We start from the raw sequence: 14220 nt of genomic DNA on the forward strand, positions 1-14220 counted from the left end.
CGCGCTCCCGGTAGCTGAGGTGTTGACTAAGCAGCTCAGCGGCCAGAAGCCCGTGGTTGTCTGACTACACGCCCGCGGCCGTGAACGCCGGCGGTTGCGCCTCCCCGGGGTGCGGATGTCGCGGCCGGAAACCGGCATATCCTTCGGATCTGACCGATGCCGAGTGGTCGGTGCTGGACGGGATCGGCTATGTGACCCGGTAGGGGATCGAGTGGCGGGCCCTACCGGTCGACTCTCCGCCACATGAAGCGGTGTACGCGTTCTTCCTGCGCTGGTCGCGGCGGTGGTCTGCCAGAACGGCTGGCCGGAGTGAGCTGCCGACGGCCGACGGCATCGACTCCCAGACCGTCCGCGGACGTTCGGGCGGTGACCACCGGCCTCAACCATTCCGCCTGGCATTCTTCCTTCGTCCTCATCCTCGTGCACACCGTGTCCGAAAGGGCGAGAGCATGCATACCGCCCAGATCGCGAGGCCAGCTCAGCGAGGGCGCAGGGCGTACAGGTTGCCGCCGACACCCGTGTAGATCAGGCCGTCCGCAGGGACGGAGGCCGTCACGTACGTGCCGCCGCCGCTGACTAGCGGCCGGTCCGCACCGGTGGCGGCGTCCAATGCGTGGAGGGTGCCGTCGACGGTGCCCGCGTACACAGTGCCCGCGTGCAGGGCGAGGCCGGACCTGAGTGCCGCACCTGTCGGGGTGCGCCACAGCACCGTTCCAGAGGTGGCGTCCAGGGCGTGGATCGCGCCGTCGGCGGCCTCCACGTAGACGCGGCGCCGGTCGGCGGCCAGGGTAGTGCCCGCGTGGCGGACGCCGGTCGGGAAGATCCAGCGCTGCCTGCCGGTACGGGCATCGAGCGCATGCAGAACGCCGTCCGTGCCGCGCACGTAAACGGCGTCGCCGACGTGCAGCGGAGCGGTGACCGGGGCGGCGCCGAGCGGGACGTTCCACCGTTCCTTGCCGGTCGCGGTGTCCAGGGCGTGGAGGCGTTCGCCGGCGCCACCCATGTAGACGACCTTTCCGGCCGGGGCGGCCACCGTGTCGTCCCCCGTCTCCACGTGCCATCGCGGGTGTCCGGTGGCTGCGTCCAGTGCGTAGCCGGCGACGTAGACCAGGCCGCCCGCCGCGACGGGAGCGTCGGTGTGGGACGAGCGCCACAGTTCCCGGCCGGAAGCCGCGTCGAGGGCGACGGTACGGCTCCAGGAGCCGTAGAAGACGTGGCCCTCAGCCACGGTGAAGTCCAGCAGCCGCTTCGCCCGCCGCTGCCAGCGCGGCCGGCCCGTTCGGGCGTCCAAGGCGTAGAGGTTGGCCCCGTCCGCGACGTACACCAGGCCGCCAGCGACCACGAGTGTACGGCCGAGGTACCCGCCGAGCGCCCGGCTCCACCGCAGGCGGCCGGAGGAGGCGTCCACGGCGTAGACCTGGCTGCCGTCGGCGGTGTAAACGATACCGCCGCGGACCACGGGGTCGGTGTTCACGGATGCGTCGGCGGGGAAGCTCCAACGCACCTGCGGCAGCGCAGCGGGAGCGCGCCGGGGCAGGTGGTAGCGGGCCAGCAGCTTGTCGCGTACCTGCGGGGTGAGGGCGCGGAGCGTCTGCCGCGAGGAGGAGGTGAGGCGGACGATGACCGGGCCCACGTTCACGACGGCCTCGGGCGCGCTGCCGGTGCCGGTGGCGGTGGGCCGGAGGTAGTCGAGCACGTACGGATCCTCCGTCACCGGATCGTGGAACCACTCCCTCTTGATGGGGGCGGTCTCGACGGCGTATAGGCGGCGCGCGTCGGCGGAGACCCACTCCACCGACAAGGAGACGACGGGCTCGTCGTCCGTCGGCGGTATCCGGTCGCACTGGACGGGCTTCGGCAGCTTCCGCCCGAAGAGGGCCTGGGTGGCGGGCCTGGTGATGTAGCCGCCCTCGGCAGGGCGGGGCAGCAGGTCACACGCGTCCGGCCAGGCGTCCGCCGAAACCCCGCTGAGCAGTTCCCGCCCGTCCGGCACCCCGTAGCCGAGGGTATAGGCGACGACGCTGCCGGCGTCGAGCCGCACGAAGGCCAGGCCGGGAGCCGTACCCACGAGAACGGTGCCGGTGGAGGGCGCGGAGATCGGCAGTGCGCGCAGTCGTCCGGTGACGGTGTCGAGCGAGGTCAGGAACGCAGGCAGCGGCCACTTTGCCGGGCTCGCCCTCAGGGCGCCGTCGTGGTCGATCTCGGGGACGCCGCCGATGAACATCGGCTCGCTCCACCGGCCGCCCCGCCCGGGACGCAGCGCCTCCTCCGCGCTGGACAGGCGGCGGCCGTCGGGCGCGTAGAAGGTCGTGGTGTCGCCGCTCGTGACCTGGGCGTACCCGTCGCCACTTATCGTGATGCCAAACCAGGGCGGCCGCGCGTCCGAGACCCGGGGCCCAGGCGAGGGCAGCGTACGCGTCCAGCCGGTACGCAGCGTGGCGGGGTCTGCGGCGGAGAGGCGTACCCGGCCGTCCGCGCAGTGGTCGAGCAGCAGAATCGAGCGGGTGGCGGCGGCGGCCGTCATGTCGCAGCGCCACTCGTGCACGGTTCTGGCCGCGACGGTGCCCTTATGTAGGTTCAGGGAGACGAAGGCGAAGGGTTCCGACTCCCGTTCAGGGAGCACGAGACCGCGCTCGGTCACCATGACCGGCGGCCCCTGGTAACGTCCAGCCCCCGCCTTGACGTCCTGCCGCGACAGGGTGACCTGGCGCCGCCACAACAGCGTGCCCGTGTCCGCGTCGTACGCCTGGAGCCGCTGGTCGCCACCTTGCGAGTCCGCGGTGAGCACAACGACCGTGCCGGCCGCGACCCACGTCCCGGCGATAGGGGCGGCGAAGCCGGACAGGGTGTGGGCGAGCCTGCCGGTGCGGGCCTCGTGCACGCGTACCGTGTTGTCGGCGGTCGCCATGGCCAGGGCCTGCGTGGAGGCACCGTGGAGCGGGACGTTGAGGTCCCAATTCCAGAGCTCGCCGTCGGCGGGCGCCGTCCACGCCAGACGCCACCGGACCGGCGCGAGTGTGTCGGTGGCCGCGTCGGCGGCCGTGCCCAGCAGCAACAGCGCCGCCAGTACGGCGGCGGCCCTCAGCACTTGTCCGCCGTCGTGCAGGCCTGGTCAGGGGGCATCGGTGTCCAGCCACCGTTGCTCGCCTTGCGGTACGCCTTGCGGTAGGAGCTGGCCCGGCCCGTCAGCCGGAACGGTCCGCTTCCGGGCCCCTTGATGACGATCTGCTCCGACCGCTCCCCTGCCAGCACAGTTGCCACGAGGTCGAACTCGTAGTAGGCGCCCTCGCCAACGACCGACAGGTCGAGCGTGACCCGTTCTCCCCGTTGGAGGTCGATCTGTTTCTTCCGGAAGTACGGGACGTCCGGCTCCTTCTTCATGGCGAAGCGAAGGGGACGCCGATCGAGGTCGGCGACCAGCTCGACCGTGCCGGTCTCACCCGCGGTCTCCTCGACAAGGTAGACGGCGTCCGAACGCGGCGCGCGGAGGAGGATTCGCGGCTCGATGTCGATAACGCGTACGCTGCTGCGGTTTCCGACCAAAACAACGGTGGCAGTCAGGTCGTCGATCGTGGCGACGTGGTGGCGGGAAAGCATTGCGGCCAGCTCCGCGTCGCTCACGGCCTTGCCCAGCAAGGCTGCCCGGTCCTCGGGGTCGGTCACCGGCTCCCTGAGGGCGAGGTCACGCTCGTCGTACTTGACCTCCACGTGACCGACCGTGAGCGGGGGCTCGCCGCCGATGCGGTCGATGGTGTCGGAGCCGCTCGCGGTGTACCAGGCGGTGAACACCACGCCGATCGCCGCGATGAGCACGGCACTGACAATCCCGGCGATCCAGGTGCGCGCGGCCTTCCATGCCTTGCCCTCACCCTTGTCGTCGGGGCCGTCATCGGGGTTGTCGTCGCGTTTCCTGCTCCGGCGTGCTCTGGCCATGGGTGTCCCCCGGGAGGCGCGGACAGTGACCGTGCGCTACCAAGTATGCCCTGTCCGTCAGTGGGTGGCGGGATTTTACGCGCAGCGCCCGGAGGGTCACGCCTGCTGGCTGTCGTAGTGCTTCCGAGAGCCTGCTGACGAATGTCTCTGGCGAAGGCTCGAGTCAGGACAGGGTCGAGGTGTGGTCGTCATGGGGTTGTTGACCGGTGAACGGGCGCGGGCTCCCGGTAGCTGAGGTGTTGTCTAAGCAGCTCAGCGGGCCGAGGTAGGTGTGCACCTCTGGCGAGGCAAGCAGCTCGATGAACGTTGTACGGTCCCCCGCTTCGCGCTCACGGAGCACGAGCCGCTCGGTCCGGATCAGCTCAGGCGGCCAAGCCACCTGTCCTAGATCTGACATGCGCGCAGGCTAACAATCCTGCAGGACGACGTTGAACGAGGACATGATCCCGTAGCTCACTGGCGGAGCCATGGGCGCGACCGGGGAACATTCCCGGCTGGGTCTCGACGAGGATGGCGCGGAGGTTCTGGGTGTCGCGCGGGATCCTCGTCGGCGAGAGAGATGAGGTCTGGCGGCTGATCCGCACCCTGCTCGATCGCCTCGCTGAGTCGCGCAGACGCGGTCGTGAGAGTGTCCGAACCCCACTCTCACGACGAGTTCCTCGATCGGAGCAGGCGGACGCCCTCGGCCAGTTCGGCCGGACTGGCCGCCGCCGCGAAGCTGAGCCGCAGACAGGCGCCGGCGGGCTCCGCGGGGAAGAAGCGGTGTCCGGCGTCGACGGTGACACCGCGGGCGCGGGCCGCCTCGGCGACCACGGCGTCGTCGGATCCCGGGGGCAGGCGAACCCACAGGTGCAGGCCGCCGGCCGGGAGCCGGGTGAGGTGCCATTCGGGGAGGTCCCTGGCGAGGCTGCCGGCCAGCAGGGCACATCGTTCGTACAGGGAGGTCGAGAGGGCCTGCAGGTGACGGTTCCACGCAGGGGCGCTCAGCAGTTCGACGGCGGCTTCCTGGAGGGGGCGGGCGATGAAGAAGTCGTCCACGTAGCGCATGCCCTGCAGCCTGCGCATCACCGGCCCGCGGGCGGCGACGGCGCCGATGCGCAGGCTGGGCGAGGCGGGTTTGGTGAGCGAGGTGAGGTGGATCACCGTGCCGTGGCGGTCTTCGGCGATCAGCGGTGGGGGCACGGGGCGGCCGTGACCGAGGTGACGGGCGAAATCGTCCTCGATGAGGAAGGCGCCCGCCGCGTGAGCGACGTCGTTGATCTGGGCGCGTCGTTCGGGCGCCAGAACCGTCCCGGTGGGGTTGTGGAAGGTGGGCTGGCAGTACAGCAGCCGGGCGCCGGTCATGGCGAAGGCGTCGGCGAGCAGGTCGAGGCGGACGCCTTGGTCGTCCATGGGGACCGGGACCGGCCGCAGCCCGGCGGCCCGGGCCGCGGTCAGGGCGCCTGGGTAGGTGGGTGACTCCATCAGGACGGGGCTGCCGGGCGCGACGATCGCCCGGAACAGCATGGACAGCGCGCTCTGGCCACCACCGGTGATCAGCACGTCCTGCGGGGTGAGGCCGGTGCCGATCTGCCGGGCGAAGATCGTCCTCAGGGATTCCAGACCGGCGCTCGGCGCGCGATGCCAGGCATCGGGCCGCCGGGCCGCCCGGGCCAGGGCGGCGCTCAGGGCTCGTACGGGCTGGAGGGATTCGTGCAGGTAGCCGCCCGACATGGCGATCCCTTGAGCCGGGAGGTACTGCGCGGCTTCGAGGGCGTTGGCCGTGTCGTAGTCCCGTCCGGCCAGCGCGACCGCCTGCCAGGAGGTGTCGGCGGCCTCGTCGCCGGGCCCGCGGCGGCGCGGCGCGACGAAGGTGCCGGAGCCGGGTCTGGTCACCACCAGCCCTTCGGTGGCCAGCGTCGCGATGGCGCGCGAGACCGTCCCGGGACCGACACGGTGTCTCTCGGTCAGCTCGCGGCTGCTGGGCAGCCGATCGCCGGGAGCCAGCTCAGCCACCAGCATTCGCAGGCTCGCCGCCAATTCGCCAGAAGTGCTACCCTCGTTCATGAGAGGCAACGGTAGCACTTCTGTCCTGAGTCGAGAATCACTACTGGCCCTGCGGGCCGACACGCCGGGCGTCGCGAACGTCGTGCACTTCAACAACGCCGGCTGCGGCCTCGCGCCGGCACCCGTGCTGACCGCGATGCTCGACCACCTGCGGCTGGAAGCGCAGATCGGTGGTTACGAGGCGGCGGCCGCCCGGGCCGACCAGGTGCGGGGCTTCTACGACGAACTGGCCGCCCTGATCAACTGCGGCCCCGGCAACATCGCCTTCGCCAGCAGCGCCACCCACGCCTACACCACGGCGCTGTCGGCGATCCCCTTCCAGCGGGGCGACGTGGTTCTGACCACCCGCAACGACTTCATCTCCAACCAGATCGCCTTCCTGTCACTGCGCAAGCGATTCGGCGTGCGCGTGGTCCACGCGCCCGACACCCCGGAGGGCGGAGTGGACGTGGACGCCATGGCCGCGCTCATGCGCGAGCACCGGCCCCGACTGGTCGCCGCCACCCACATCCCCACCAACTCAGGGCTCGTCCAGCCGGTCGCCGAGATCGGCCGGCACTGCCGCGAGCTCGACCTGCTCTACCTTGTCGACGCCTGCCAGTCGCTCGGCCAGTACCCGATCGACGTCGACGAGATCGGCTGCGACCTGCTCACCTCCACCTGCCGCAAGTTCCTGCGCGGCCCACGCGGCACGGGCTTCCTCTACGTCGCCGACCGCGTCCTGCGCGCCGGATACGAGCCGCTGTTCATCGACATGTACGGCGCACGCTGGGTGGCGCAGGACCGCTACCAGCCGGTGGAGACGGCCGCGCGCTTCGAGGACTGGGAGTTCCCCTACGCCGCGCTGCTCGGATGCGCCGAGGCCGCGCGCTACGCCCGGAGCGTCGGCCTCGACGCCATCGCCGACCGCGCCCCCGCGCTGGCCGCACGGCTGCGCCGGTCGCTGGCCGAGGTGCCCGGGGTGCGCGTGCTCGACCGAGGCACCGAGCTGGGCGCTCTGGTGACGTTCGCCATCGACGGCTGGGAGGCCCAGCCGTTCAAGGCCGCCATGGACGCCCGGAAGATCAACTCGGCGCTCAGCTTCCGCGAGTTCGCCCAGTACGACTTTGGCGACAAGGATGTGGACTGGTGCCTGCGCCTGTCGCCGCACTACTACAACACCGAGGACGAGGTCGACGAGGTCGCCGCCGCCGTGGCGGAGCTCTCGAAGGCGCGGTGACCACTGGCCGAGCAGCGCCATGCGCGTCGCGGCGTCCTGCAAGCCGACCCGCCCGGCCTACTTGCCGTGCGGGTCGGCGGCGTTGAGCGTGCTGACCACCTGGTCGTAGTCGCCGCGGGCCTCGCCGTAGCGCAGGAACTTCACCCGTTCGACCAGGATCTCCTTCGCGTCCGGCTGAGCCTCGATCAGCCCGACCGCCTCCGCCACGTACGCGTCGAGCGGCATGGCGTGTTCGTTGTCCTCGTGCCCCGGCAGCAGCGCGGTGCGGACGGACGGCGGCACGAGCTCCACGACCTTCACCGACGTGCCCGCGAACTGCAGCCGGATCGACTCGCTGAGCATGTGGATCGCCGCCTTCGAGGCGTTGTAGCTCGGCGTGGCCTTGAGCGGCGCGAACGCCAGGCCCGAGGAGACCGTCATGATCGTGGCGTCCGGCCGCTCGCGCAGGTGCTCGACGAACGCGGCGATGAGCCTGATCGGGCCGAGCACGTTCGTGATGACCGTCTCCTCGGCGGAGTCGAGGAACGACGCGGGATCACGCCAGTCCTCGACGCGCATCACGCCGGCCATCGTCACCAGGACGTTGAGGTCCGGATGCGCGGCGAGCACCCGCTTGGCGGCGTCCGCGATGCTCCCCGGGTCAGTGGTGTCGATCTGGACGGTGTGGATGCCGGGATGCTCGGCCGCGATCCGTTCGAGCAGTTCGGCGCGCCGGCCGCCGACGATGACGGTGTTCCCCCTGGCCCGCAGCTCAAGGGCGAGCGCGAGACCGATGCCGCTGGTGGAGCCGGGGATGAAGATGGTGTTTCCGGAGATGTGCATGTACCGATCGTTGCCGAACCGTCGAGGCGCATGCAGAGATGGCTCATCGGGGGATCGGCGATCCCTGCCTCGCCCGACGACCGCGCACCATAATCGGTCATATGGACCGTGCAGCACTGGCCGACTTCCTGCGCCGCCGCCGCGAGGCGCTCCAGCCCGGGGACGTCGGCCTTCCCGAGGGCGCGCGCCGGCGAGCCCCCGGGCTGCGGCGCGAGGAGGTCGCCTCCCTCGCCGTCATGTCGACCGACTACTACACGAGGCTTGAGCAGCGGCGCGGCCCCCAGCCCAGCGAGCAGATGCTCGCCTCCCTCGCCCGCGCGCTGCGGCTGACCACCGACGAGCGCGACTACCTCTACCGGGTCGCCGGGCACAACGCGCCCGTGTCGCTGTCCGGCTCGACGCACGTCGCGCCCGCGCTGCTGCGGGTGCTCGACCGGCTCGACGACACCCCGGCGCTCGTCCTGTCCGACCTGGCCGAGACCCTGGTCCAGAACAGACTGGCCGCCGCCCTGTTCGGCGACGCCTCCAAGCACACCGGCCTCGCGCGCAGCGCGATCTACCGCTGGTTCACCGACCCCTCGGAGCGCACGCTCTACCCCGAGGCCGACCGCGACCGGCAGAGCCGGGCCCAGGTCGCGAACCTGCGCGTCGCGTACGGCCTGCGCGGAGCCCGGTCGCGCGCCGGTGAGCTCGTACGCGTCCTCGGCAAGGCGAGCGAGGAGTTCGCCGAGCTCTGGGCACGGCACGAGGTCGTCCGGCGGTTCGAGGACCACAAGACGCTCGTCCATCCCGAGGTCGGGGCGATCGAGCTGGACTGCCAGGCGCTGTTCACCGAGGACCAGTCCCAGACGCTGCTCGTGCTCACCGCCACGCCGCGCACCGAGGACTTCGAGAAGCTGCGACTGCTCGCCGTACTCGGCCACGGCCCCTTCGCGCAAGCGGAGCGCTGAGCCCCATACCCGTCACCGGGTCGGGCGGGTGCCGCTCGCTCCGGCTCGGCTTGATCTGATCGAGGATCGGCCGGTTCGGACCCGTGAGCTTCGGAAGGGGCCAGAATATGCCGATGACGATCTCCACTGACGACTCCGGTCGGGTCCGGATCGTGACGGCCGTTCTTCGCGACGGCGATCGGGTGTTGCTGTGTCACCGCAGCGCCGGACGCCGTTGGTATCCCGACGTGTGGGACCTGCCGGGCGGTCATGTCGAGGAGGGGGAGGATCCGAAGGAGAGCCTTGTACGCGAGCTTCGGGAGGAGTTGGGAATCACGGCATCGCAGCCGTCCGGCCCGCCGATGCACGAGATCGGGACCGCGACGTTCGACATGCAGATCTGGTTGGTCGACAGGTGGACGGGAACACCCGTCAACGCCGAGCCGGAGGAGCATGACGCTGTGGCGTGGTTCGAGACGTCCGACCTTGCCGGCCTGCGTCTCGCCCATGAGTCGTACCTCTCGATGCTCACCGCCGTGCTTGTCACGTGACGTCGCTCCGGAAGCCGGAGGAATCACAGCGAGATGCCCCGGAGAGCGAGAGCCGCTCCGCTTGCCCCAGTACTGTGGCTTCGCATGACCGGCACCGAGATCGAGATCACCGCAGGCCTGGTCCGCGACCTGCTGCAGGAGCAACATCCCGACCTTGCCGGACTGGCCATCCACGAGGTGGCGGGCGGCTGGGGCAACCAGATGTGGCGCCTCGGGGACGAGTTGGCCGTACGCATGCAACGCATGGACCCCACCCCGGAGCTCCAGCTCAAGGAACGGCGGTGGCTACCCGTACTGGCCCCGCGCCTGCCGCTCCCGGTGCCGACCCCCGTGCGATTCGGCGAACCGTCCGAGCGCTTCCCCAAGCACTGGACCGTGATGACGTGGGTTCCCGGCGAGCCGCTGGACCACGGCTCGATCAGCCGCGGCGCCCACGCGGCCGACACGCTGGCGGGCTTCCTCCGGGCGCTCCATGTGGAGGCGCCCGCCGAGGCCCCGGCCAGTTCGGACTTCGGCGCTCACCCCAAGAGGTGCACGGGTGGCTTCGAGCAGTTCTTGCAGGCCATCGACCCCGACGCCGTCGGCGATGTGCGCGCCGTCCGGGCCGTCTGGGCCGACGCCGTCGCGGCCCCCGAGTGGGAAGGCCCGCCGGTGTGGGTGCACGGTGACCTCCATCCCGCGAACGTCGTCGTCTCGGACGGGACGCTCTCGGGCGTGATCGATTTCGGTGACTTGTTCGCCGGCGATCCCGCGTGGGACCTCGCCGCCGCGTGGGTGCTGCTCCCTGCGGGCGAGGCCGCACGCTTCTTCGACGCGTACGCGCACGCGGACGAGGCGACGATCCGGCGCGCCCGCGGCCTGGCCGCCATGAAGAGCCTCTTCCTGATGCTCATGGGGCAGAACGGAGATCGGGGCCTTCCTGGCGGTAAGCCTCACTGGGAACCTGCAGGCCGGGCAGCACTCGATCGCGTTCTGAAGGGCATTTGACGCACACTTCCTGAACTTGCTCTCGATCTTGGCTGCGGCAGCCCCTCTCCTCGGCGCCGGCCAGGCTGGTGCCTGGAGTCCTTCAACCTCGCCGAGCCAGCCTTATAAGGGCGCTCGGATGGATCCTGAGGTCTCGCCGCCATCAAGTGGCGGTTCATCACGCGGCTTCTCATCGGCGGGGTCTCGCTCCTGGCAGGCGGGTCACAGCCGGATCAGGTCGGCGACCTCCTCGGGGAGGCCAGGTGAAGTCATGACATGGCCCATCCCCGGCACGATATGCAGTACCGCGCCAGGAATCGCGGCAGCCAGGGCCTCACCGTGACCGAGCGGAAAGACCGGATCCTGGTCACCGTGCACGATCGAGGTCGGCGCGGTGATCGACGACAGCGGGGCGAGCAGGTCAGGGGCCTCCATCCACGCGGCCCGGTCATGGTTGGCCGCGGCCGCCGGGTCGGTTGCCCGCGACAGCGCCAGCTCCAGCATCGCCCGGGCGGCCGGCTCGTCGAACGGCCGAACCGTCCCGTTGAAGACCCGGAACAAGGCCACGTCGGATTCCACACCCGGCGGCAGCCCGGCGGCCAGATGCGCGAGAAACTCTGGCGACGGCGGCGGCAGATCATCCGGGTCGGCCGGCTCCCCGGCCCTCGCCCGTGCCCACACCGGCCTCAGATCATGACCCATCGGCGAGCTGGACATCACCGTCAACGACCGGACCCGATCCCGCGCGTGCACACCCAGCCACTGCGCGATCACGCCACCCATGGAACACCCAGCTACATGAGCGGAACCCAGTCCATGACCGTCGAGCACGGCCAGGCAGTCGCGAGCCATGTCTCCGATCGTGTACGGATGCGTATCAAAGTCGACAACGCTGGACTGGCCGGTGTCCCGATGATCGAACCGGATCACCTGAACCCCACGCTCGACAAGCCGGCCGACCAGCGCATCAGGGCAACTGACACCCTGAGCAGCCGATCCCATGATCATCAAAACGGCGGGAAGCCCAGGATCCCCGACTCGCTCAGTCCAAATCCGCAGCGGCCCGGAGGCCACAAATCGCTCGTGCCTATTCAACATGGAGGCACGGTAGCGGCTGTCTACTGCCGAACGCCGACATTTACCGGTGCGGCCGAGGTGTCGCAACCGATAGAACCGGCCGTATCTCAGTAGCTGCCTCCGTGCCCGGGCCGCCCGACGTCTGCTGCGGCCTGCCTCCGCTCCAGTGGCGCGGTCGTGCCGATGCCTCGACTCTTCTGGCAGTGCCTCGACTTGGCCGGCTGACGACAGCGGGCACGCCAACTCTCACGAGACCGCGCCAAGTCCCACGAGATCGGGCACCAGCTGTCCTGTCCCTTTTGAGTTGGCGTGCCGGACGGAATGTCCAAACGACCTGGCGTGTGATCATGGAATGGTGTCGTTCATGCTCGTGAGCCGGCCAGGAGGAGGAACAGGGGGACGCGCCGGCGACGCGCATATTCGGCCATGTCGCCGTCGAAGCGATCGTGACGAGGAGCGCACTCGCGCAGTGCGGTGATGGCGAACTGCGCTCGTGTCAGGGCGGCGACGTAGTCCTCAACGGTCCGGTGATACCAGGTGACGGTGTTGCCCATCCAGTTGCGCTGGCGTGCGCCGGTGTCGAAGTAGTCGTCGACGACCCAGTTGGTGCGCGCCTCGTTCGTGCTCTGGCGCGCTTCATGGGAGGTGATGACGGGGTGAACGACCGTGATCAGCAGCCGCCCGCTCGGCGACAGAGAGCGCCGGCAGGCCGACAGAACAGAGTCGAGATCGTCAACGTAGTGCAGCGCCAAGCGGGAGATGATCAGATCGAAGGTGTGCGGTGGGGCGGAGAACTGCTCGATGTCCATCCTGTCCACGCGGCCCGAGGTTCCTGCGAGGGTGGCGTTGGCCGCTCGCGTCATCTCGGTCGAGCCGTCGATGCCGAGGTAACTGCGGCAGCCGGCGGCGAGTAAGGTGCGGCCGATGGCGGCGTCCCCGCAACCGAGGTCCAGCACGCGGAGGCCGGCGACCGGCCCCAGTTCGTCAAGGAATGCCGGTTCTTCCATGACGTGGTTGGGGCTGTGCACCCCGCTGTGGCGGTGCTGCAGGTAGCGGTCCAACACCTGTGGCGCGTCGTAGAAGGCGCCTCCTCGAATGGGCCCAGGCTCCTCAGCCGTATGCGATGTGATCACATTGCGGAAGGATATGCCGGATCAACCAAACCACCTGGTGCGTGATCATAGAGCGCGCGCCGACTAGGCCAGACCGTCACCATCTTCCTTACGCGGCGCCTAGCTGGCTTCGAGAACGAAGAACAAGAAGCAGAGGAACCTCGTGCGAGTGGGCTCGATCTTGCGGAGTTCCTCGGGGAACAGTTCGCGGGCTTCCGGCACGAACGGCGGTTCGCTGATGACGCTGATGCGAAAGCCCGCCGCGGTGAAGGCTTCGGTCATCGCGTGCAGCGGCCGGTCCCAGAACCGCATCTGGACGGTCTGTCCGCCCTTGGTCCATTCGTCGGTCCGGCTGCGGGTCTCGAAGTACTTGGGCTTCTCCCCGGCCAAGTGCTGAAAGAGAGCGACGCTGAAAGGATGGTCGACCGAGACGAGGAGTCTGCCACCAGGCTTCAGCACGCGTCGCAGCTCGGCCAGCGTCGGTCCCCAGTCTTCCAGGTAGTGCAGCACCAGGGACGCGACGACGTCGTCGAACGCCTCGTCGGGGAAGGGCAGTGGGCCGGCCAGGTCGGCGACCTGCAGATCCGCGTCGGCGCCCAGCCGCTGCCGGGCCTGCTCCAGCATCCCGGCGCTCGCGTCGATGCCGGTCACGATGGCACCTCGATGGCGCAGTTCGGAGAACAGAGGGCCTGCGCCGCAGCCGGCGTCGAGGATGCGTCTTCCGGCCACCTTCCCGGCAAGCTCCAGCATCGCGGGCCGCTCGTAGTACGCGTTCAGGAGGCTCGTCTCGTTCTCGGCCGCGTAGCCCTCAGCCATCCTGTCGTAGTCGTTGATGGGGGAGGGCTGTGCGGTCTCAGCGTGATCTGCGGGCATGGTAGACATGCGGGCCATTTTGGCCCAGCACTCTCGGCGGCACAGACATACGGCAGATCTTGATCAAACACGACACCGGCATGTCATCCCTCTCGCCAGCGAACGCAGCAGATCGAGCCGGCCCGAAGTAGTCTCTCCACGCTGCTCGTATGCGCGGAACTCCGCAGTTCAAGCGCACATCCGCCAACTGAAGCGCTCAGTCACCCCTGCCTGGCGGACACGCGGGGCCAACTGTCGCCCCCATGGGCCAAGTAGCGCTCCCAACGTCAGCAACTCCGATGGCCCACCGGCAGGTCCGCTTCCAGATGACGTGATGGACCGTCATCTTCAAAGCCGTCAGACAGACACCTCGTGTTTGGACCCAGCGAAAATGACAGTGGGACCGGCTCCCGACCTGGGCACCGTCACAGTCATCGAAGATGACCGTAATCAGCCGAAGATCACGTGCTGTGACCTTGGGCGACTCAGGTAGAGGCCATGGCTCCAGGGTTCGGGATTGTTCTGGTCCGGGATGCCAGCGGAGCCTTCACGTGGTCGGAACGTCGTGCGCCTGGAGCTGAGAGATGATCACCGCTCGGAGCGCCTCGACCTTCTGGCACCAAGATCGGCTCAGCGGGCGCTCCGCTTGGTGAAGTCGGTCCGGGGCGCGGTTCCGGTCTTTCGAACGGCCATCCCTCCGGATCGACTTCACC

Annotated in this window: 11 protein-coding genes; 4 read left to right on the plus strand and 7 right to left on the minus strand. The window is 69.5% G+C overall.

Features of this window, described 5'->3' with window-relative positions; translation table 11 throughout:
- Positions 1 to 478: 478 nt before the first annotated feature.
- The 3 genes from BMW85_RS31880 to BMW85_RS31895 all read right to left on the minus strand — a co-directional run bounded on the left by BMW85_RS31880 (position 479) and on the right by BMW85_RS31895 (position 5934).
- Positions 479 to 3088 (minus strand): outer membrane protein assembly factor BamB family protein, encoded by a 2610-nt coding sequence (locus BMW85_RS31880; RefSeq protein ID WP_091088859.1) that lies wholly within the window; start codon positions 3086 to 3088, stop codon positions 479 to 481.
- Positions 3082 to 3813, minus strand: coding sequence for a hypothetical protein (locus tag BMW85_RS31885; RefSeq protein ID WP_143082468.1), 732 nt, complete (start codon positions 3811 to 3813; stop codon positions 3082 to 3084). The genes BMW85_RS31880 and BMW85_RS31885 overlap by 7 nt, the downstream gene beginning before the upstream one ends.
- 765 nt (positions 3814 to 4578) lie before the next feature.
- A complete protein-coding gene (locus BMW85_RS31895; protein WP_245775185.1) occupies positions 4579 to 5934 on the minus strand; it encodes an aminotransferase-like domain-containing protein in 1356 nt (451 codons plus the stop codon).
- 43 nt (positions 5935 to 5977) lie between these two features.
- Between BMW85_RS31895 and BMW85_RS31900 the strand changes: the two genes are divergently transcribed.
- Positions 5978 to 7198 carry an aminotransferase class V-fold PLP-dependent enzyme gene (locus BMW85_RS31900; RefSeq protein ID WP_091088867.1) on the plus strand — a complete coding sequence of 407 codons (1221 nt, stop codon included), beginning with the start codon at positions 5978 to 5980 and terminating at the stop codon, positions 7196 to 7198.
- 57 nt (positions 7199 to 7255) lie between these two features.
- On the opposite strand, the gene BMW85_RS31905 is transcribed toward BMW85_RS31900, so the two are convergent.
- Positions 7256 to 8020, minus strand: a complete 765-nt coding sequence (locus tag BMW85_RS31905; RefSeq protein ID WP_091088869.1) for an SDR family oxidoreductase — start codon at positions 8018 to 8020, stop codon at positions 7256 to 7258.
- 101 nt (positions 8021 to 8121) lie between these two features.
- On the opposite strand from BMW85_RS31905, the gene BMW85_RS31910 reads away from it, so the two are divergent.
- From BMW85_RS31910 to BMW85_RS31920, 3 genes are all read left to right on the plus strand, one after another.
- Complete coding sequence (locus BMW85_RS31910) at positions 8122 to 8970, plus strand: helix-turn-helix transcriptional regulator (protein ID WP_177240987.1); 849 nt, start codon at positions 8122 to 8124, stop codon at positions 8968 to 8970.
- A 113-nt stretch (positions 8971 to 9083) separates the two neighbouring features.
- Positions 9084 to 9500, plus strand: coding sequence for an NUDIX domain-containing protein (locus tag BMW85_RS31915; RefSeq protein ID WP_091089031.1), 417 nt, complete (start codon positions 9084 to 9086; stop codon positions 9498 to 9500).
- Between the two features lie 84 nt (positions 9501 to 9584).
- A complete protein-coding gene (locus BMW85_RS31920) occupies positions 9585 to 10487 on the plus strand; it encodes an aminoglycoside phosphotransferase family protein (RefSeq protein WP_091088871.1) in 903 nt (300 codons plus the stop codon).
- 201 nt (positions 10488 to 10688) lie between these two features.
- Here BMW85_RS31920 and BMW85_RS31925 read toward each other — a convergent pair whose 3' ends face one another.
- From BMW85_RS31925 to BMW85_RS31935, 3 genes are all read right to left on the minus strand, one after another.
- Entirely contained in the window at positions 10689 to 11474 is a 786-nt protein-coding gene (locus tag BMW85_RS31925) for an alpha/beta fold hydrolase (RefSeq protein WP_218156007.1), read from the minus strand.
- A gap of 431 nt (positions 11475 to 11905) precedes the next feature.
- Positions 11906 to 12604, minus strand: a complete 699-nt coding sequence (locus BMW85_RS31930; RefSeq protein WP_091088875.1) for a class I SAM-dependent methyltransferase — start codon at positions 12602 to 12604, stop codon at positions 11906 to 11908.
- Between the two features lie 171 nt (positions 12605 to 12775).
- Entirely contained in the window at positions 12776 to 13546 is a 771-nt protein-coding gene (locus tag BMW85_RS31935; protein WP_218156008.1) for a class I SAM-dependent methyltransferase, read from the minus strand.
- Positions 13547 to 14220: the final 674 nt, after the last annotated feature.

This window comes from Nonomuraea wenchangensis, assembly GCF_900111685.1.
GTDB classification, from domain to species: domain Bacteria; phylum Actinomycetota; class Actinomycetes; order Streptosporangiales; family Streptosporangiaceae; genus Nonomuraea; species Nonomuraea wenchangensis.

Excerpts from the sequence above, each read along its gene's own strand:
- BMW85_RS31910 (WP_177240987.1), top strand. The coding sequence starts at position 8,122 with ATGGACCGTGCAGCACTGGCCGACTTCCTGCGCCGCCGCCGCGAGGCG.
- BMW85_RS31920 (WP_091088871.1), top strand. The coding sequence starts at position 9,585 with ATGACCGGCACCGAGATCGAGATCACCGCAGGCCTGGTCCGCGACCTG.
- BMW85_RS31900 (WP_091088867.1), top strand. The coding sequence starts at position 5,978 with ATGAGAGGCAACGGTAGCACTTCTGTCCTGAGTCGAGAATCACTACTG.
- BMW85_RS31915 (WP_091089031.1), top strand. The coding sequence starts at position 9,084 with ATGACGATCTCCACTGACGACTCCGGTCGGGTCCGGATCGTGACGGCC.
- BMW85_RS31905 (WP_091088869.1), bottom strand. The coding sequence starts at position 8,020 with ATGCACATCTCCGGAAACACCATCTTCATCCCCGGCTCCACCAGCGGC.
- BMW85_RS31925 (WP_218156007.1), bottom strand. The coding sequence starts at position 11,474 with ATGATCATGGGATCGGCTGCTCAGGGTGTCAGTTGCCCTGATGCGCTG.
- BMW85_RS31935 (WP_218156008.1), bottom strand. The coding sequence starts at position 13,546 with ATGGCCCGCATGTCTACCATGCCCGCAGATCACGCTGAGACCGCACAG.
- BMW85_RS31895 (WP_245775185.1), bottom strand. The coding sequence starts at position 5,934 with ATGCTGGTGGCTGAGCTGGCTCCCGGCGATCGGCTGCCCAGCAGCCGC.